Below are 18,555 nucleotides of genomic sequence, written 5' to 3' on the forward strand. Positions count from 1 at the left end.
CGATGGACGAGCCGAAACGAACGGCACTGATTTACGATTTCGACGGAACGCTTGCCCGCGGCAATCTGCAGGAGACGAGCTTCATTCCGAACATCGGCATGACCAAGGAAGACTTTTGGGCAGAGGTGAAGGCGCGTACGCGGGATCACGATGCCGATGAAATCCTCGTCTATATGCATTTGATGCTCGACAAGGCGCGCGAGCAAGGCGTTCAAGTTACAGTCGAAGACCTGAGACGCCATGGCGAGGAAGCCCCGCTATTCCCTGGGCTCGCGGACAAATCCTGGTTTGACCGGATCAACGCGCATGCTGCCGAGCGTGGGCTCGTCCTCGAGCACTACATCGTCTCATCCGGCATCCACGAGATGATAGAAGGCTGCGCAATCCGCGATGCTTTCCGTCAGGTCTTCGCTTCGAAATTCATCTATGTCGAGGGTGTAGCGGCGTGGCCAGGGGTCGGCATCAACTACACGACCAAGACCCAGTACCTGTTCAGGATCAACAAGGGCATCGACAACCACTGGGACAATGTCTCCATCAACAGCTACATGCCCGAAGACGAACGCCCGATACCATTCGACCGGATGATCTTCCTAGGAGACGGCGACACCGACATTCCGACAATGAAGATGCTGACCCACAAGGGCGGGCATTCGGTCGCCGTATATGACCCCTACAGAACGGATCGCGATCTCAAAAAGATTCACAAGCTGATCTCGGACGGTCGCGTCGAGTTCGTCGCTCCAGCTGACTACGAGGAAAACTCCCAAATCGACATCACCGTTAAGGGCATTCTCGGTCGGATTGCGCGAAAGCACGGATACAGGCCGAAATCATGACCTTCGACGCAGCCGAGAAACACCAGTCCCAGGTCCCGGCGCTGCAGCTGCTGGTGGCGCTCGGGTTTAAGCCGCTCTCGCAGGAGGAGGCGCTTCGCCTGCGCGGCGGGCGCCTGCGGAACGTGGTGTTGGACGATATCCTCGCCGAGCAGCTGATGCGCATCAACCGCTTCACCCACCGGGGCCGCGAGTATGCCTTCGATCTGGAGGACGCGCACGAGGCGATGCGGCGGCTCAAGCCCACACCGGACCGCCTGAAGGGTCTGCGCGGCACGAACCAGGACATCTACGACACGCTCGTCCTCGGCACGACCATCACGAAGTCCATCGACGGCGACTCCAAGAGCTACTCATTCCGCTACATCGATTGGGAGCGGCCGGAGAACAACGTCTTGCACGTCACGGCCGAGTTCTCGGTCGAGAGGACCGCGTCGAGCCAGACGAAGCGCTGTGACATCGTCGCGTTCGTGAACGGCATCCCGATCCTGGTGATCGAAAACAAGCGGCCGACCGAAAGCCTGAAGAAGGCGGACAGCCAGCTGATCGGCTACCAGAACGAGGACAACATCCCGCAGCTCTTCCACTTCGCCCAGCTGCTGATCGGCATGAACCGGAACGAGGCGCGCTATGCGACCGTGGGGACGCCTCGGAAGTTCTGGCAGACCTGGCGCGACGAGGAAGACACTGACGAGGCCATCGCACCCTTTGCCAACCGTCTGCTCACCGCGGCGGAGAAGGACGCCATCTTCTCAGGCGATTTCGCGGGCGCGCGCCCGTATTTCGACGCGATGGCCGCCGAGGGCGAGCGTGCGGTCACGGTTCAGGATCGGACGGTGTACGCGCTGTGCCGCCCCGAGCGACTGCTCGATCTCATCCGCCGTTTCACCGTATTCGATGGCGGCGTCCGCAAGGTTGCGCGCCACCAGCAGTTCTTCGGGATCCGGCGCGCCGTCGAGACCGTCAAGCAGCACGACGTCAGCGGCGCGCGCAAGGGCGGCGTGATCTGGCACACGCAGGGTTCGGGCAAGTCATTGACGATGGTGATGCTTGGGCGCTCGCTCGCTCTCGAGCGCAGCATTGAGAACCCTCGGATCATCATCGTCACGGACCGCGACGATCTCGACAAGCAGATCAAGGACACCTTCAAGTCCTGCGACCTGGAGCCGGTCCGTGCGACGAGCGGGGCGCACCTTCTGGAGCTCGTGCATAACAAGGCACCACTCGTCACCACGATCATCAACAAGTTCGATACGGCACTGAAGAACAGCAAGCTGGCGGACGAGGATCCGAACATCTTCGTGCTGGTCGACGAGAGCCACAGAACGCAGACGGGGCGCTACGGCGGGCACAGCCAGTTCGCCGCCAAGATGCGGCGTCTGCTGCCCAAGGCATGCTACCTCGGCTTCACCGGCACGCCCCTTCTGAAGAAGGAGAAGAACACGCTTTCGACCTTCGGGCGGCTGATCCACCGCTACGCCATCGACGAGGCGGTCGCCGACGGCGCCGTCGTGCCGCTGCTCTACGAGGGGCGACTTGTCGAGCAGCAGGTCTCGGGCACCGTGATCGACCGCTGGTTCGAGAAGATCAGCGAGGGGCTGACTGACAGCCAGAAGGCCGACCTCAAGCGCAAGTTCTCCCGGATGGACGCGCTGTCGAAGACCGACCAGGCCATCCGAGCCAAGGCGTTCGACATCTCCGAGCATTATCGCCAGCACTGGCAGGGGACCGGCTTCAAGGCGCAGCTTGTTGCCCCCTCGAAGGCCGCGGCCGTCCGCTTCAAGGAGGTTCTCGACGAAATCGGCCACGTCTCGAGCGCGATCGTCATCTCCCCGCCGGACGAGAACGAGGGCAACGAGGAGGTCGACCAGGAGTCCAAGGACCTGGTACGCCGCTTCTGGTCGCATATGATGGCGCGGTACAAGACCGAGGAGGAGTACAACCGCCAGATCATCGATGCCTTCAAGGGCTCCGGCGATCCGGAGATCCTGATCGTCGTTTCCAAGCTCCTCACCGGCTTCGACGCACCCCGGAACACCGTACTTTACGTCTGCAAGTCCCTGAAGGAACACAATCTCCTGCAGGCGATTGCGCGGGTGAACCGGCTCTACGAGGACGGCGGAACGGAAAAGCAGTTCGGCTTTATCGTCGATTACGAGGGGCTACTTGGCGAGCTGGACAGCGCCCTGACCACCTACAGCGCCTTTGAGGGCTACGAGGCGGCTGACCTCGCCGGGACGGTGCACGATGTCCGGGAGGAGATCCGCAAGCTGCCCCAGCTGCACGATCAGCTCTGGGACCTCTTCAAGCCGGTGCGGAACAAGAAGGACATGGAGCAGTTTGAGCAGCACCTTGCTGACGAGGCGCTGCGCCACGAGTTCTACGCGCGCCTCAAGGCGTTCAGCCGGTGCCTGCACATCTCGCTCTCGTCCGACAAGCTGTTCGATGTCTTCGACGAGGCCAAGATCGATGCCCTGAAACGCGACTGGAAGCAGTTCTCCGAACTCAAGCGCTCGGTCCAGCTCCGCTACCAGGAGACGGTCGATGTCCGCGAGTTCGAGCCGAAGATCCAGAAGCTCCTTGATGACCACGTCGTGGCAATGCCGGCGGAAACCATCATCGAGGTGGTCAACATCAACGATCCCGACGCGCTGAAGGCCGTCGTCGAAGAGACGGGGGTGTCCGAGGCCTCGAGGGCCGATCGCATCGCCAGCGCGACCCGGCGGGCGATCACCGAGAAGATGGATGAGGACCCGACGTTCTACAAACAGTTCTCCGAGCTGCTCGAAGAGACCATCCGCACCTACCGCGAGAAGCGGCTGTCCGAGCGCGAATACCTGAACAGCGTCGTGGACCTCGCGAGCAAGGTCGCGCGCAAGGATCGCGGCCGCGATGTTCCGGAAAGCATCCGGGGCGATGAGGATGCGCAGGCGTTCTTCGGGATCCTGGACGGTCAGCTGAAGACCGAAGGCGATGAGCTGGTAGCCGGCGACGATGCCGCAGCGATCGCTCAACAGATCATCGACATCATCAAGTCCCACCTGATCGTGGACATCTGGTCGAACGAGGTGGCCCAGAACAATCTGCGGAACGCCATCGATGACTACTTCTTCGACGTCCTGCGCGACGAAAAGGGCGTCGACCTGCCCGTGGAGGTGCTCGACGAGCTCGAACTGAAGATCATGGACCTCGCCCGGGCCCGGTTCGCAGCATGACGCCGGAATTGCATTGCTTGCAGTACGGTGAGCAGGAGATCCGATACGAAATCGTCCGCCGCCCAAGGAAGACACTGGAGATCGCCGTCGAGCCGGATGCGTCGGTGGTGATCGCGGCCCCGGAAGACGCGACACTAGACGCCATCGAAGCCAAGCTGCGGAAGCGCGCGGCATGGGTGACGAGGCAGCAACGGTACTTTGCCCAATTCCTGCCGCGGACGCCGGAGCGCAGGTTCGTCGCCGGAGAAACGCATCTTTACCTAGGGCGCCAGTACCGGCTGAAGGTCGTCCCGCATGTCCAGGAAAGCGTGAAGCTGATCCGCGGCTTCATCGTCGTGCAGACTCACCGGCCGACCAGGCCGGAGGTGACACGCAAACTGGTCGAGGCATGGTATCGAGACCGGGCCCACATCAAGTTTCCGGAACGGATCGAACTCTGTCTCGGTCTGTTCCCGGATCCCGAGGCATTCAGGCCGAAGGGGCTCATCGTACGTCAGACCCGGCAGCGATGGGGGTCCATGTCACCGGCCGGACGTCTGCTACTAAACCGCCGCCTCGTGCAGGCGCCGGTCGATGCCATCGACTATGTGATCACCCACGAACTCTGCCACGTGGCCGAACCCCATCACGGGGCAGCCTTCTTCGATCTCCTCGACAAGGTGATGCCCGACTGGGAGCGCCGGAAGCAGAGACTGGAACGGGCCATGGCCTAAGAACTTCCGAACCCGGTCGCGGCAGCCCCAAACGCGACTCCAATCCAAGCAATTTCAATGGCTTTGATTTCTCGTATATCTACAGGGGCTTATGAGAAATTCACCAAAATGGCGCAGTCATGAGGTCCGGAGAATATCAGCCCCGAGAGACCGCTTCCGGGCCTCCTGGCAGCAGGGGCAGTGCTCAGCCCCTCCCGCATAACCCTCGAAAACAACGGAAAAATCCGGCCGCAGCCGGATCGGGAGAAAGCTTTCGCGAGGGCAAGTGGCGGGCCATGCGGGATAGCGATGAGAACGATATCTACTCCATAGCCCTCTATTACCCTCCCAAATAAGCGGTCGATCGGACGCTTCTTCATCCGTGACGGGTTGTTGGGGATGATCGCGACAGCGCCAGCCTTGGTGATGGCCTCGCGGAAGTGATTTGCGCCGTAGGCGGCATCGGCCAGCCGCCCGTCGGGCCGATCCTCACCGAGCAGGGCAGCAGCCTGGGGCGCATCGCCGCGCTGACCGGCGGTCAGGATGATCCTGGCCGGGCAGTCAAGGCTGCGCACGGCCAGGTGGATCTTGGTGCTAAGGTCGCCGCGGGAGCGGACAATATACTGAATTATCAGACATTTTTGCGCCTACTGCGTGTCGGTGGGCCTGCGCGATGGTCCTGTCGAAGGTCAGGTAGCGAACTCCTTGCCGCTACGCCTCCGGCTCGCGAGGGAACGCAGCCAGCACCGTGTCGATGAAGTGCCGCAGCTTGGGCGTCATCCGGCGATCCTGCGCATAGAGAAGATGCATAGGGCGGGAAGGCCCGTCGTAGTCGGCAAGAACCTGAACCAAACGACCGGCTGCGATGTCGTCGCGCAGCGCAACCATTGGCCCGAGCGTCACTCCAAAGCCGACCAGCGCCGCATGGTGAAGGCCCTTCCAGTCATTCGCCCTCAACCTGCCATGGACGGGTATACGAAACAGCGTGCCTGCTTTCCGGAAAGTCCATTCACGCGCCATCGCCTGCGACCAGTAACTGAAGCCTAGGCATTCATGCCGGCTCAGATCGTCAGGTGTGGCGGGGACGCCGCGCTCTTCGAGATAGCCAGGTGCGGCGCAGGCAATCAATTTATAAGGGCTGAGCTCTCGCGCGCTAAGTGCGCTGGTTTCCGAAAGTGGACCGATACGGATCACGGCTTCGAAGCCGTCCTCGACCAGATCAACCAACCGATCTGACAAGACGACGTCCGCTTGTACTTCGGGGTTCTCCACAAGATATCGGGTGATGACCGGGAGGAGCGCATGGGTAACCGTGGCCGACTGCGTTGCCATGGCGACCCTGCAATATGCGGCAGACTTCTACGCGGTACCGGTTCCACCGGAATGCATCAAACTACAGACGTGGTTCGAACATTTCTCCACGCGACCGAGCGCCGCTCGGCCCGGATACCCCGAGGATAAGCTTGCACGGGCGCAGGGCCTGGCCGCCTACTCGCTCAGCAGGCGCAGCAACCCTGATGACGCGATTGCCGATCTGCGCTGCCGCGAAGGTACGATCATGAAGCGAATAGGTTTCTATTTCCGCGATGGCAGCCGGACTTGTTCGCCCCCCGTGCCGGACGCAGTCGCTGAATGGGCTGCCGAAAAAGAATATGATGTCGTAGTGTGGACAGGGCTGCCCAGCAACTTCAAGGATAAGACTGGCAAAGAGTTCTCAGTCGCAGAGGCAATTAGTCACCTCCAATCGCTGACTAAAGACGGCAAGTCTATGGCCGCAACTTATGTTTGAAGCGCACCGGATCTAATCCGAACGCCTCTAAGGAATGCCTTACAAGTCGAGCCATGGTTTGCCGCGTTTGCAACCGCCGGGGATGCAGCACATACCAATGCATCCGTAGGCGACGGTGAGCCGCCCATCTAGCTCCGCTCGGCAAGTAGGTCTTTGAGGTTATTCAGAATGGCTGCGGACATGTCTCTTACTGAAATCCCATGCAGACGCGCCAATCCCTCGACAGCGACCCAAACATCGCTTGGTGTGGAAGGATTACCGCTAGTTTGTGTGAACGGTCCGTCCGTCTCTGTCAAAATGCGATCGAGAGGCAAAGATTTGGTTATTGCCGCCCGCTTTTCATTTACGAGCATCTCGGCGTTCACTGAAAAATAGCAGCCGAGATCTACCGCCCGCTTTGCCTCTTTCGCGGTACCGGTGAACCAATGAAGCACAACGCGTCCACGCTGGGGCGGCATGTATTGCTCGACCATATCGAGCACGGCTTTCGTCGCTCTGACGCTATGCGTCGTGACGATCTTGTTCCCCGCCGCCGCACAGAGCGTCAGCACACGAGCGAAAATCTCTTTTTGCGTCTCAAACGACCTGTAGAACCGCGGGCCGGCGTCCAGTCCGACCTCGCCAACATAGCGTGTTAGCGGAAGCAATTCCTCCCACAGCCCGATCTCGCGGGCGCGCTCGCCGACCAGTTGAGGATGCAGGCCGAGAGCCGCGCGAACGTGACGGGTGGCGGACGCCAGTTCATGGTTCCGCGGCCAAGCTCTAGGCGTGGTGGTCACGGCGAGGGTGAAAACGCCATCGCTCTCGCAACGCTCCACCGCGGCCACGTGGTCCGGGTAGAGATCGAGGTGGCAATGAAAATCAACGAGACTTGATCGCATGATGCCTCTTACGACGGTGCGGTGCGAACGCCAGTCAGCAAGCGCCCAACCTCTTCCAATCCGCGGCGGTAGACATCAGCCAAGTCATCGTGACGGGAAGGATCATCATAGAGCGGCCCTGGCTTGTGGATGAGGGCCTTGGCGAGTTCCGGACGCTTCGATAGCCGCGCGATCGCGATCTGAAAGGATCGGACCTGCTGACCTTCGGCCTGTCGGGTGTCTAATGTGGCAGTCTTCAGGTCTGGCACGCCGTAAATTGTCGAATCCTTGCCCTGTAGAGAGGCCCGTCGAATGAGACACGGTAGGCAGTATCCGCAGTGTCCCTGTGGCTTCTTGGTCCAGCGCCCCTTCGTCGGCGATGAACATGATAGCGACAGCGGGGCGAGCTGCTTCAACAGGGCCGGATTGGTGCATTGGGTGACCATCTCCCCCTTGGTCTTGTCCCAATAGGGATTTTCGACCTTCCCTCCGACACCGAGCGCCCGCAGCAGATCGTTCCACCGGGCCATGTAGAAGGGATGCGTCGTGCGGGTGCTGAGCGCGCCGAGCCGAAGTCTATCGAGCGGCACGTTGAGCGCGATCAACCCGTTTTCCGGAACCTTGAGCACGAAGTCGCGGCCGAGCGCAGTCCCGGCGGCCAAGCCCAGCGAGAAGAACAGGAACGAGCGGCCGCGTGTGGTGTCCTCCGATCCGACGTCCTCGACAAACCCGCTATCGAAGCTCATCCATACCCGCAGCCGATCGAAAGAAGAGGCTTTATAAGCGGCTTTCAAACCGTGGAAGCACTGCTCCTGCGACTTGCTCACCAGTCCTTCGCCGGCATGGCTGACCAGAAGCGGCGTCTCGCCGGCATTCAAGCTGTCGATCGCACCGATCAAACTGTCCAAACCACCGGAGAACAAGCTCACGCCATCGAACGGGGCGGGAATGAGGGTGGGCGCGGCAGGAGAAACCAGCTTCGCGTAGCCCTTGGCCCGTTTGCGGAAGCCCACATCCCATCTGTCGCCTGTCAGGAAGTTCAAGGCGCGGACCAAGATCGGCGCGGCGGCCGTCCATCGCACTGGATCGCTCACGGGGACGACTAATCGAATCTCGCGCGTCCAGGCATCCTGCGATTCCGTCGAGCGGGAGATGCGGGTGTCCGCTGCGTGAACGTGGGCCGCGACCACGAGCATGTCCGCGCCGATCTCGCTCGGGGTCAGGTGCAGCGCCTTGAGGTCAGCCAAGGCGTGGCCGATCCCATGATCGAGACGCTTGCCCGCTACCAACTGTAAGATCGATGCGACTTCGTCGCGCGCCTTTGGAACACGGGTCTTATCGTCCTCGCCGAAACGGCCAATGATGACATGGCGCCTCATTTCGCTGCCTCCCCATCGCCCATCGTCTGCAACACGTCGAAGGCGGATTGATAGACGTTAGTTACAAAGCCCATCACTGCATCTGGGGTCAGCGACTGAATGTTGACACCCGCGGCGTTGATCGCGTCGCTGACACCCCGCTGGATGAAATCACGCAATTGCGCCTGAACCCTCTCGGCCGCGCGCGGATCGGCAGGCAAGGTTACGACCTTGGTGCCGATGTCGTTACAGATGCGCGCCTCGATCGCGTGAGTCGCATATAGTTCGAAGACGGTCTGGATTTGCCCAGGTGTCAGCGCGTCGATGTCGGTAATGCCAGCACCGGCGAGATCGGCGATCGTCTCGACGAAGGCGTCTCGCGCGATTCCCTCATCAATAGACCCACCTTCGGGGCAGATATAATCGGCGAGACCCGCGAACACTTCCTCGATCGGACGCCCGGCGAGGCTTTCAAGGTTGAGCGTTCGTAGCGCCTCACGCACGCCATTCGCGCTGGCGTCGTTGAGGAACCTGACCAGTCCAGCACCCGCGCCCCGCGACGAACCCATCCGCTGCGCAGCCTGGCGTGAGCCGCCCGCTGATTTGGACACATATTGCGAAACCGCGCGGCCGAGGCTCCTACGGTCGCTTCCGCCCGAACTTGCGAAACGCGTGAAATTGTTTCGGGCGGAAGTGAAGCGATCCGACGCCCCTGCCGGCGCGGTCGGCCGAGGTGCTGGCGCGGGAGGAACTGCGGGCGGCGCTCCATCAGGAGCCGGGGATTGCGTTCCGTCGCTATCACCCGCGCCAGCTCCGCCGTCGCTGTCACCTTGCAACCAACTCGGAATGAGCGGCGTACCGCCTCCTGCACCCCCATAGGCGTTCGACGTGCCCATCAGCGACCACCCTTCCGCGTGCGAAGCGCGGCGCTCGCCGTGGGCTTCAGGAAGGACGAACCGGAGGTGGACCATCCTAAGAGTAGATTCTCGAAGCGCGCCACGGCGTCGGAATCCTTGACGACACCCTCCCAACCCGACGCGGGCCAAGGCCCGCACCGATCGGCGGGCAAGGCTTCGAGCAGGTCAAGAAGATTGGCTTGAAGCGTCGGATGCGCGCGAACTAGCACCGCGAGTCCGTCGATGCCGGGTGGCACGGTATCAAAGGTGTCTCCGCCCATAACGCGCCCGCGCAGTTCCTCGAAGACCTGCGCCGCCTCCGCAGGAACGAGTTGCTTGAGTTCGCCTTCGAACGCTTGGACCGCGAGTTTTGGGCCGAGCAGTTTTTCGACCACAGCGGCGAGACGCCCGAGGACGGAGGCCGCGCCAAAATAGTCTTTCCGATCCTTGGTGACGAACAGATAGGGGCGCAGATCGACCTCAGCCAAGGCCGGCGATAGCCGCGCCCAGGCCCGTATCGCGTCGGCCGCCTTCCATTCCGTCAGAACGGCACTGTCTTTGGAATCCGGCACGACGGTCGGCTTGGTGTCATCGATGACACTGATTTTCGGCCCGGCCCGCTTGGCCTTTGGAACTGGCTTCTTCTCCAACGCGGCGGCTTCAAGCGCCGCCAAGTCTGCGCAACGGCCGTCTGGATCACGGGCGGCGGCGCTGGCGATCTGATCGAATAGTCTGGAGAGGAACCGTTCGGCCAGCATTAGTTTCGCCAGGACGGGCAGCTTCACCTCTTCTCCGAAGCCGCGAGCGAGCGCGGTCTGATGGCGCAGCAGCAAGGTGTTCAAGAAGCGCTTGATCTGCCGCGGATTGCCCTGAGTACCGCTGGCCAGGATCGGACCGATCTGGTCGCTCAAGGTGAGCGCGTTCTGTACCTGGCCGGCTTTGTCGCCCAAGGCGGTCTTCACCGTCTGCGCGTCGAGCCCGGCCGTCTTCCAAGGCCGTTTGAGCAATTCACGCGCGACTGTGATGAGCGACGAGTAAGCGGGATCGTCGTCACCCAGCTCGGCGCCGATGAGCAACAGGGTGACGTAGATACGGGTTTCTGTTTCGCCCAAAGCCGGAATCCGGAATGGAATCTGGATCAGCTTTTCGAGATAGTTGCGCGCATAGTCACGGGGGCCAGTCGTGTCCGGCAACTCGGGGAAATGCTTGCGCACCGAATACTCGATCATCGCCTCGTCGGCCGCGACGATGAATGCGGTGCGAGCGGTGAAGACGAACAGTCGGACGGCTTCGAGCGTTTCGATCACCGTGTCTGGCAGGCAGCGGTCAAGATCGTCGATGAGTACGATCAGTTGCTTGATGCCTGCCTGCTTGAGCAAATCGTCAAAAGCCTTCCTGAAGGCTTCGATCTCCTCCGGGACGTTCTTCGACTCTCCGGGCTTCAGCAGACCCTGCACACCATCGATCGCTTTGTCGTAATTCTCCTGCGTGGCGAGTTTCGAGGGATCGGAGAAGATTCCCTTCAAGGTGCCCACCACTGCGCCGATCTGATCGGCTGTGGGGATGCCGGTGAACGCGGTGAACGCGAGACCGCCCCCGCGCCGCGCGATCTTCAGCCAGTCGATCCGCCGAAAGATGTCTTTCACGGCCACGCCGGCCTGGGTGAGTAAGGGCCGCTTTTCAACGAGCCCGGTAACGATGCCCTCGATCAGCGCGATCTTGGCGTCTTCGAACCCCTGGAAACGCCACCCGTTGAATTTGATGCAGAGCACGTCCTCATCCGAACTGAGGCCATTCTCGATCATCTCAAGGATGCTGGATTTGCCTGCGCCCCAGTCGCCATGAACACCGATTGTCACAGCGCGGTCAGGCTTTTCACGCAGCAGTTCGATGATAGTTTTGGCGATCGCCTCATTGTTGAGGAGATCCACCTTTGTCTCATTATCCGTTAGAATCATTTCCCCCCCAATGCGCCTTTGCGGGCTTTATCCGCCGTTACGCGATTGCCCCCGCAAACATTCGACCGCAGAAGTTATTGCGGCATCATCCGGCTTGGCCGATCCCCATTCCTTCCAGAAATCTCGCGTCGCGCTATCCGGCGGCACTTTTGGCATGTCGAGCTTGATCCGCGTCGGTAGCAGAACAGCGTCACCCAACAACAGCGCCTCACCCGTATCAAGCAATGGCAAGATGCTCGTCAGCCCAGCCAGCGAATCCGGCATCAGGCGCTTGATGACGCCCTGATCGGTTTCGTTCGTCAGGCGCAAAGCCAAGAAATTATTGCACTGGCTCAGGATCGTCCGGCTGACATCCGACGGGCGCTGGCTCACCACGAGCAACGAGAAGCCGTATTTACGGCCTTCCTTGGCGATCCGCTCGAATGATCCGAGGGCCTGACGCTGGACCGCGTCAGCGTCATCGCGAACCGGAAGGTAAAGATGAGCCTCGTCGCAGAGCAGCGTAACCGGCGTCCGGGTCTTCCCGCTCATCCAGAACTGAACATCATAAAGTAGCCTCGCCAGCGTTCCCGTCACCACGGGGAGTACGTCGGCGGGCACTTCGGAGAAGTCGATAACCTTGATGCCTGTGTCATCGCCAGATTGCAGCAGTTTGAGCACCTGCGTTGCAAGCCAGTCGTATTTCATCGCAGCAGGTGGCGGTGCGAACATGAAGCCGTAGCGACGATCGTCCAGCTTTGCTTCGAGGCGCGACAGGAACCGGGTCAGCTTGTCCTCCCATTCCCCCTTCACCGGGCCGTTCTTACCCACCCCTTTTGTGGTGTTGTCTGTGTTCAGAAGCCCGACCAACTGTTTGACGTCGTAAGGAATCGGCGAATCGACAGTGTACGTTTTCTTGATATCGGCCTTCTTCTCAGCATCGAGTGTCTGCCCTTTTAAGGAGCGGACATGCAGCGTGAACCGCGACGCCTGATTTGGCGCGTTCTGGTCGCTGCGATCGAGGATCATCGACAGCATTTCATCACGGTTGAGCAACCAATATGGCAGGAACAGCGTGTCGTTTCCCGGATTTTCCAGATCGCCGGGACCAGCGACGCGGAAGCGCGTAGCGAATCCTCCGTTCGCCTTATCTGCCAACGGAGCGTATTCGCCGTGCATATCGAACACGATGATGTTTGGAAACTTCAGCTTGGCGGCCCGTTCGAGGATCAGTGCAACAGCCCAGCTTTTGCCGGACCCGGTGCTTCCGAGGATCGCTGCGTGCCGCTGAAAGAACTTGTCCCCACTGGCGATCGCATCGGCCGTGCGATCCGCAACGAACGTGCCGAGCTTGAGTCTTTCATCGGCGGAAAAACCGGCACCCAGGATTCCCATGAAGCGCTGAAGATTTCCGCCTTCAATGACGAAGCAGTCCCGGTCGATCTGCGGAAAGCTATCCGCACCGCGCTTGAATGTATTCCGCCGATCTCCCTCCACCGTTCTGAACGTACCGATCAACACGCCCTGGATCAGGTCGGTCGGCACCGCTGCCAAAAGCCCGCCATCGGCATCCTCATCGTCCGGGCCGGGCAATTCTTCCCTGATGCTGCGGGTAACGCGCTCTGTCATGGCGATGAGGTATTCGCGCTCCGTCGCGCCGCGAATGGCGATGAGCTGTCCGATGCCGATCCGCGTGAGCAGAACGGAGTTCGTCACATCGATCGCAACACGGCTGGTATCGACCGACGCGACGCGCCCGATTTTATCCTCGTCAGCAAATTGGAGAGCGGCTTCAGTCATGGTTCAAGCACCTCGGCAACGAATGAGCCCAGATCCCACAGGTCCAGACCAGGAAAGAAGGTCTCGACGCCAGCGACAAAGACGCCAGAGCCGGAAACACCAGCTTGTTCGGCGCGCTGAATCGCGATGACATTGCGGCACTCGTTTACGAGCTTCACCGCATTATCCGACAGTCCGTAAGTTAAAAGCAGCGTGGGCACGCCGCTGCGGATACGGGGCGTCAGGTGAGTTTCAAGGTGATCGTCGTTGAAACCATAGCCGATCACGAGAAAGCGGCTGGCACGGTCGATCGCCGAATTTGCCCGTTCCCGATGGCGGTCAAACGGGCTTTCGTAGCCGTTGCGGAACTTGTTCAACCCCGGCGTGATGATGAGCCTCGGTAGATCGAGATCACCAGAGTAGCGGACGGGCTTCCCGTCACGGTGATACCAGTCGAGACTGCCATGAGGTTTGAAGATATTGGCGCGCGGACGATAACGAAACTGTGCTCGTCCGGCCTTCAGCGTCACTTCCCGGCAGAAGCTCAGGCGGCTTTCCTGCTCGTTCAACTCTCCTGCAAAATGGCCGATAAACAACGTATCAACGCCGAGACCGGCTTCTTCCACGGCGACCTCAACCAGGCGATCATAGTTGGTAGTAACCACCGGAAGTCCGGTATGAGGTTTCAACAAGTGCTTGACGAGCCCGGTAAAACGCAGCGTCCGGGTCCGCGAGAAAACTTCGGCAACAATTTGACGCTCACGTATAGCGATCAGTTCGGCCGTGCGCGCAACGATCGCGATTTCCAGTCCTGTCGTCGGGGGCACTTCCAGAAGAGCCGCTTCGAGTCCCTTGGTTGGCAGGAGCGGTGAAATCGCTTTCCACCGATCTACCTCCGCTGCCGCCAAGCCTGCTGTCACTGTCGCATCGAGATGAGTGCCCAACTCGCCCATACCCGGCAGCCCTTCCGCGCATGACAGACCAGAGCCGACAACCGTTACTAGGCCGTCTGTCAGATGCTGTTGCAACAGTAGTTTAAGCTCGTGAATGTCCAAGCGCGTCTTCTCGTCTTTATATTTTGACATCTATTTGGCCAGTATGGCAGATGATCAATTCCTAAGCGATACCAACTATATCGCAACAGAATAACAAAAGCGGCGATCAGGATGCTCGGTCCTCGGGTTTTGGGGCTTTGCACATCCTGATCTAGCTTTGTACCCGTCCTCCGCTTCGCTCTTGCCGGGCGGGTGGCTTGGGGGCGCTGCCCCCTGGCGCGGCACAAGGGCAGCAGGGCGGTATCCCCAGCCTTCCGCGCGGATATGTGCTCCGCACTCTCGTCACGACTTCGATCCGCTTGTGCAGGCCGGGTGATCCCCCTCCGCCCGTCCGCCCTTGCGCCTTGCACCCCCCGGTCTCGGCGACGGCCAGGGTTGCAGCGCAGCGCTGCGCTCCAACCCAGACCAAAAGGATCAAGATCATGACGACCATTACACAGATCACGACCGTTCCAGAACATGGCGAAACGGTTTTCATCCCGCTCAACAAGCTTAAGAAGCATCCGAAGAATGCCCGGAAGACCCCGCACAGCGAGGCGTCTATCGAGGGGAAGGCCGCAAGCATCGCCGCCAAGGGGATGCTGCAAAACCTTGTGGTAGAGCCGGAAACGAACGCGGGCGGGGAACCGACCGGCTTCTATCTCGTCAGCGTCGGGGAAGGCCGCAGGTTGGCGCAGCTTCTGCGCGCCAAGCGCAAGGAGATCAAGAAGACGGAGCCGATCCGCTGCGTCATCGACACGGCGAACGACGCCGCCGAGATCAGCCTTGACGAGAACGTGAACCGCGAAAACCTTCACCCCGCCGACGAGTTCGAGAAGTTCCGCGAGCTTTCGGAAGATCGCGGATGGGGCGCGGAGGAAATCGCGGCCCGGTTCGGCAAGTCCGCGCATGTCGTGAAGCAGCGGCTTCGCCTCGGCGCTGTCAGCCCCAAGCTGATTCAAGTTTACCGCGATGGCGGGCTGACCATGGACCAGTTGCAGGCGTTCGCCATCACCGACGACTACGACCGGCAGGAACAGGTCTATGAGAATCTGTCCTACAACAAGGAGCCGTGGATCATCCGCCGCGACCTGACCGCTAGCAATGTGGCGGCTTCGGATCGGCGCGCGGTGTTCGTCGGCGCGGAAGCCTATACCGAGGCAGGTGGCAACATTATCCGTGACCTGTTCACCGAGGATCGCGGCGGCTTCTACGAGGACGCCGCGCTGCTGGACCGGCTTGCCCTCGACAAACTGGAAAGCACTGCCGCCGAGGTTCGGGAGGCCGAGGGGTGGAAATGGGTTTTGGCCTATATCGACTGGCCCCATGCGCACGGCATGCGCCGCACCTATCCGCAGCCGGTGGAGCTTTCCGAGGAACAGGAAGCCGCCTACGACGCCGCGCAGGAGGAACTTGAGCGCCTGTCGGCGGAATGGCAGGACGCAGACACAGACCTGCCGCCCGATGTGGATCAGCGCCTTGCGGAGCTTGAAGCCGAGATCGAGCGGATCGACGGGCTGCGCTACGCTTATGACGCCGACGAGATCGGGCGCGGCGGCGTGTTCGTGGTGTTGAACCATGACGGCGAAGCCCGGATCGAGCGCGGTTTCATCCGGCCCGAGGACGAGGCACCGGAACCGGAAGAAGAAGCAAGCACAGATGGCGAAACCATCATCGACGGCGTTCACGTCAACGGCGATGGCGAAATCATCGGAGAGGACGGCGAGTATGACGAGGACGGCAACCATGTTTCCGCGTTCGACGCCGAGGACGATGAAGCGGAGGAAGACGGCAAGCCGATTTCCGATCTTCTCATTCGCGACCTGACGGCCCATCGGACGCTTGGCCTGCGTCTCGCTCTTGGCGAACAGCCGGACATGGCCTTGATCGCCGTCACCCATGCGCTTGCCGCGCAGACCTTCTATCGTGGCGGCGGGGACGCCCACGCCCTCGAAATCCGCCCGATCAGCGCCAGCCTTGGCGGGCATGCGGACGGCATCGAGGACACGGCGGCGGCGAAGGCGCTGGCGGATCGTCATGCCGGATGGGCGGCGGACATGCCGCGCGACGTGGCCGAGCTTTGGGGCTTCATCGCCGGTCTGGACCATGCGAGCGTCATGGCGCTGTTCGCCCATTGCGCCGCGCAGACCGTCAACGCCCTCAAGCTGCCATGGGAGCAGAACAAGCGCCACGCCTATGCAACGGCGGACAGGCTGGCGACGGCGGTTGCGCTCGACATGACGGCGCATTGGACGCCGACCGTTCGGGCCTATCTCGGGCGTGTCACGAAGGCCCATATCCTTGACGCCGTGCGTGAGGCGCTTGGCGACGAAGCCGCCGAGCGGATCGCGGACAAGAAGAAGCCGGACATGGCGGAAGCTGCCGAACGGCTTCTGGCCGGAACCGGGTGGCTCCCGCCGATCCTGCGCACGGAGCGGCCCGCATGGTTGGCGGTGGACGAGCAGCCGGAAGCCCTCGCCATGGAGGACGAGGCTCTGCCCGAAACCGACAGCGCCGAAACCGTGGAAGATGAGCCTTTCGCCGTCGCGGCGGAATGAACGGCGGGCCGGGATCGCGTCAGCGGTCCCGGCCTTCTACCCGTAAAATCCGGCCGCGCGGCTTCCCCGCGCGGCCGGATGACCTCGACAGAACAAGAACACATCGGCACACATCGGAACGTGCAGCCGCCATCATGGCGATTGCACGAAAGGCGGTGCCGTCAGCAAAGGTGAAACATCATGGTCGCCGTCATGTTCATGAGTGTTGCGCTGGTCGCGTTGCTCTGCGTCCTCGCCTACAATCTCGCCGTCTATGCCCTGCCTTTCATGCTCGGGCTGACCGCAGCGCAGTTCGCGTATCAGACCGGCTCTGGCCTGATCGGTGCGGGACTCGTCGGCTTGTTCTCGGCTTGTGCCGCCTTCGGCATTCTGGCCGGGCTGTTCGAGACGATCCGCACTCCCATCATCCGCCTGATCGTGGCGCTAATCTTCGCCGCTCCCGCCGCCGTTGCGGGCTATGCGCTGGTCCATGGCGTCACCAAGGAGGCCGTCCCGTCCGACATCTGGCGGCAAATCTTCTGTATCGTCGGAGGCGGTTTCGTCGGCTTCTCTGCCTTGGCGCGGCTGGTGAACGGTGTCGGCCACCCCGCGAAATAAAGGCGCGGAACCGGCTGGCAGAGCAAGGCGACGGCCAATCTTGACATGATAAGGAATATTCCTTACATTCCACTCGACCGATTTATGGAGGCCCGCCATGGGAGCGTTGCTGAAAGAAGAAAGCACCATCACCGCCAAGGGACAGACCACCGTGCCGAAGTCCGTTCGGCAGGCGCTGGGCGTTGACTATGGTGGACGCATTGCTTTTCTCATTGACGAGCAGCACCGCGTCTATGTCCAGAAGGCCGAGATTGAAGAAACCGCCGATCCCGTGATCGACCGCTTTCTCGAATTTCTCGCGCGAGACATGGCGAAGCACCCCGAGAAATCCGTTCTTCCGTTCCCCCAGTCCTTGCTCGACCGGGCTGTTGCCCTGACGGCGGGCATGACGGTCGATCTCGATGCCGAGATCGAGGGGGACGTTTCGATCTGATATGCCGACGATCAATGGCTGGACGGTCCTCGCACACCCTCTCTTTCTCGATCAGTGGGAAAAGCTGATCGAGGCGGTCGGCGCGCTCAAAGCGAAGAAACCGGACGATTATCAGAAATCCGCAGACGCCAAGTTACTCGCGTCCCTGGTCCAGCTCGTCACCGTCAATGTGCCATCGGACCCGACAGCTTCCATCTATCGCCAGGGCGCGACCCTTGGCGATGACCGCAAGCACTGGTTTCGCGCCAAGTTCGGCAATGGTCGTTTCCGGCTCTTTTTCCGCTACAGCAGCACCAGCAAGGTCATCATCTTCGCATGGGTGAACGACGAAAACAGCTTGCGGACCTATGGCTCCAAAACGGATGCCTACAAGGTCTTCAAGGGGATGCTGGATGACGGCAATCCGCCCGACAATTGGGATGCTCTGCACAAAGAGGCTTCCGACCCCAAGGCCGTTGCACGGCTGGAAAAAGCCTCGCCCCCGAATCCATGACGAGTGCTGTTGAACGTCACAGGATTGGGCGTTGCCCTCCGGGCCGGGCTTTCGGCTGCGCCGGAACCACGACTTCGC

General features: G+C 61.1%; 15 protein-coding genes and 1 pseudogene. 8 read left to right on the forward strand and 8 right to left on the reverse strand.

Annotated elements, in window-relative coordinates:
- The first annotated feature begins 2 nt into the window (after window positions 1–2).
- Genes ACDP63_RS13370 through ACDP63_RS13380 form a run of 3 tightly spaced genes read left to right on the forward strand, consistent with a single transcriptional unit; the run spans window position 3 to window position 4,764 of the window.
- A complete protein-coding gene (locus tag ACDP63_RS13370; protein ID WP_278503182.1) occupies window positions 3–839 on the forward strand; it encodes an HAD family hydrolase in 837 nt (278 codons plus the stop codon).
- On the forward strand, window positions 836–4,051 hold the full coding sequence (locus ACDP63_RS13375) for a type I restriction endonuclease subunit R (protein ID WP_409928124.1): 3,216 nt from the start codon (window positions 836–838) through the stop codon (window positions 4,049–4,051). The genes ACDP63_RS13370 and ACDP63_RS13375 overlap by 4 nt, the downstream gene beginning before the upstream one ends.
- Window positions 4,048–4,764 (forward strand): M48 family metallopeptidase, encoded by a 717-nt coding sequence (locus tag ACDP63_RS13380; RefSeq protein WP_409928125.1) that lies wholly within the window; start codon window positions 4,048–4,050, stop codon window positions 4,762–4,764. Before ACDP63_RS13375 ends, ACDP63_RS13380 begins: the two co-directional genes overlap by 4 nt.
- A gap of 338 nt (window positions 4,765–5,102) precedes the next feature.
- Here ACDP63_RS13380 and ACDP63_RS13385 read toward each other — a convergent pair.
- Both ACDP63_RS13385 and ACDP63_RS13390 read right to left on the reverse strand, forming a co-directional pair.
- Window positions 5,103–5,439 (reverse strand): annotated as a pseudogene (locus tag ACDP63_RS13385) (IS5/IS1182 family transposase); the annotation flags it as partial.
- Window positions 5,440–5,454: 15 nt separating this feature from the next.
- The gene (locus ACDP63_RS13390; RefSeq protein WP_409928126.1) at window positions 5,455–6,075 is read right to left on the reverse strand and encodes a LysR substrate-binding domain-containing protein; all 621 of its coding nucleotides are present in this window, start codon (window positions 6,073–6,075) and stop codon (window positions 5,455–5,457) included.
- On the opposite strand from ACDP63_RS13390, the gene ACDP63_RS13395 reads away from it, so the two are divergent.
- Window positions 6,074–6,532 (forward strand): hypothetical protein, encoded by a 459-nt coding sequence (locus tag ACDP63_RS13395; RefSeq protein ID WP_409928127.1) that lies wholly within the window; start codon window positions 6,074–6,076, stop codon window positions 6,530–6,532. The two genes, ACDP63_RS13390 and ACDP63_RS13395, sit on opposite strands and share 2 nt — an antisense overlap.
- A 128-nt stretch (window positions 6,533–6,660) precedes the next feature.
- On the opposite strand, the gene qatD is transcribed toward ACDP63_RS13395, so the two are convergent.
- Genes qatD through ACDP63_RS13425 form a run of 6 tightly spaced genes read right to left on the reverse strand, consistent with a single transcriptional unit; the run spans window position 6,661 to window position 14,417 of the window.
- Complete coding sequence (gene qatD, locus ACDP63_RS13400; protein ID WP_099866425.1) at window positions 6,661–7,413, reverse strand: Qat anti-phage system TatD family nuclease QatD; 753 nt, start codon at window positions 7,411–7,413, stop codon at window positions 6,661–6,663.
- Window positions 7,414–7,421: 8 nt separating this feature from the next.
- Window positions 7,422–8,771 carry a Qat anti-phage system QueC-like protein QatC gene (qatC, locus tag ACDP63_RS13405; RefSeq protein WP_099866426.1) on the reverse strand — a complete coding sequence of 450 codons (1,350 nt, stop codon included), beginning with the start codon at window positions 8,769–8,771 and terminating at the stop codon, window positions 7,422–7,424.
- The gene (gene qatB / locus ACDP63_RS13410; protein ID WP_099866483.1) at window positions 8,768–9,646 is read right to left on the reverse strand and encodes a Qat anti-phage system associated protein QatB; all 879 of its coding nucleotides are present in this window, start codon (window positions 9,644–9,646) and stop codon (window positions 8,768–8,770) included. Before qatB ends, qatC begins: the two co-directional genes overlap by 4 nt.
- Complete coding sequence (qatA, locus tag ACDP63_RS13415) at window positions 9,646–11,604, reverse strand: Qat anti-phage system ATPase QatA (RefSeq protein WP_409928128.1); 1,959 nt, start codon at window positions 11,602–11,604, stop codon at window positions 9,646–9,648. The genes qatB and qatA overlap by 1 nt, the downstream gene beginning before the upstream one ends.
- 27 nt (window positions 11,605–11,631) lie before the next feature.
- Window positions 11,632–13,383: an ATP-binding protein gene (locus ACDP63_RS13420; RefSeq protein WP_099866428.1), complete on the reverse strand. Its 1,752-nt coding sequence runs from the start codon at window positions 13,381–13,383 to the stop codon at window positions 11,632–11,634.
- Complete coding sequence (locus tag ACDP63_RS13425) at window positions 13,380–14,417, reverse strand: SIR2 family protein (protein WP_099866484.1); 1,038 nt, start codon at window positions 14,415–14,417, stop codon at window positions 13,380–13,382. Before ACDP63_RS13425 ends, ACDP63_RS13420 begins: the two co-directional genes overlap by 4 nt.
- Window positions 14,418–14,839: 422 nt before the next feature.
- Here ACDP63_RS13425 and ACDP63_RS13430 point away from each other — a divergent pair, with 422 nt between their 5' ends.
- From ACDP63_RS13430 to ACDP63_RS13445, 4 genes are all read left to right on the forward strand, one after another.
- Complete coding sequence (locus ACDP63_RS13430; RefSeq protein ID WP_099866429.1) at window positions 14,840–16,954, forward strand: ParB/RepB/Spo0J family partition protein; 2,115 nt, start codon at window positions 14,840–14,842, stop codon at window positions 16,952–16,954.
- A 180-nt stretch (window positions 16,955–17,134) separates the two neighbouring features.
- A complete protein-coding gene (locus tag ACDP63_RS13435; RefSeq protein WP_030093185.1) occupies window positions 17,135–17,551 on the forward strand; it encodes a hypothetical protein in 417 nt (138 codons plus the stop codon).
- A 97-nt stretch (window positions 17,552–17,648) separates the two neighbouring features.
- Window positions 17,649–17,984 (forward strand): type II toxin-antitoxin system PrlF family antitoxin, encoded by a 336-nt coding sequence (locus ACDP63_RS13440; RefSeq protein ID WP_030093186.1) that lies wholly within the window; start codon window positions 17,649–17,651, stop codon window positions 17,982–17,984.
- Between the two features lies 1 nt (window position 17,985).
- Entirely contained in the window at window positions 17,986–18,477 is a 492-nt protein-coding gene (locus ACDP63_RS13445; RefSeq protein WP_030093187.1) for a type II toxin-antitoxin system YhaV family toxin, read from the forward strand.
- Window positions 18,478–18,555: the final 78 nt, after the last annotated feature.

The organism is Paracoccus sp. P2, from assembly GCF_046335115.1.
In the GTDB taxonomy this organism is placed as follows: domain Bacteria; phylum Pseudomonadota; class Alphaproteobacteria; order Rhodobacterales; family Rhodobacteraceae; genus Paracoccus; species Paracoccus pantotrophus.

Coding starts and splice junctions, on each gene's coding strand:
- ACDP63_RS13375 (WP_409928124.1), top strand. CDS start 836: ATGACCTTCGACGCAGCCGAGAAACACCAGTCCCAGGTCCCGGCGCTG.
- ACDP63_RS13370 (WP_278503182.1), top strand. CDS start 3: ATGGACGAGCCGAAACGAACGGCACTGATTTACGATTTCGACGGAACG.
- qatA (WP_409928128.1), bottom strand. CDS start 11,604: ATGATTCTAACGGATAATGAGACAAAGGTGGATCTCCTCAACAATGAG.
- ACDP63_RS13420 (WP_099866428.1), bottom strand. CDS start 13,383: ATGACTGAAGCCGCTCTCCAATTTGCTGACGAGGATAAAATCGGGCGC.
- ACDP63_RS13445 (WP_030093187.1), top strand. CDS start 17,986: ATGCCGACGATCAATGGCTGGACGGTCCTCGCACACCCTCTCTTTCTC.
- ACDP63_RS13430 (WP_099866429.1), top strand. CDS start 14,840: ATGACGACCATTACACAGATCACGACCGTTCCAGAACATGGCGAAACG.
- ACDP63_RS13435 (WP_030093185.1), top strand. CDS start 17,135: ATGGTCGCCGTCATGTTCATGAGTGTTGCGCTGGTCGCGTTGCTCTGC.
- ACDP63_RS13440 (WP_030093186.1), top strand. CDS start 17,649: ATGGGAGCGTTGCTGAAAGAAGAAAGCACCATCACCGCCAAGGGACAG.
- qatD (WP_099866425.1), bottom strand. CDS start 7,413: ATGCGATCAAGTCTCGTTGATTTTCATTGCCACCTCGATCTCTACCCG.
- ACDP63_RS13390 (WP_409928126.1), bottom strand. CDS start 6,075: ATGGCAACGCAGTCGGCCACGGTTACCCATGCGCTCCTCCCGGTCATC.
- ACDP63_RS13395 (WP_409928127.1), top strand. CDS start 6,074: ATGGCGACCCTGCAATATGCGGCAGACTTCTACGCGGTACCGGTTCCA.
- qatC (WP_099866426.1), bottom strand. CDS start 8,771: ATGAGGCGCCATGTCATCATTGGCCGTTTCGGCGAGGACGATAAGACC.
- ACDP63_RS13380 (WP_409928125.1), top strand. CDS start 4,048: ATGACGCCGGAATTGCATTGCTTGCAGTACGGTGAGCAGGAGATCCGA.
- qatB (WP_099866483.1), bottom strand. CDS start 9,646: ATGGGCACGTCGAACGCCTATGGGGGTGCAGGAGGCGGTACGCCGCTC.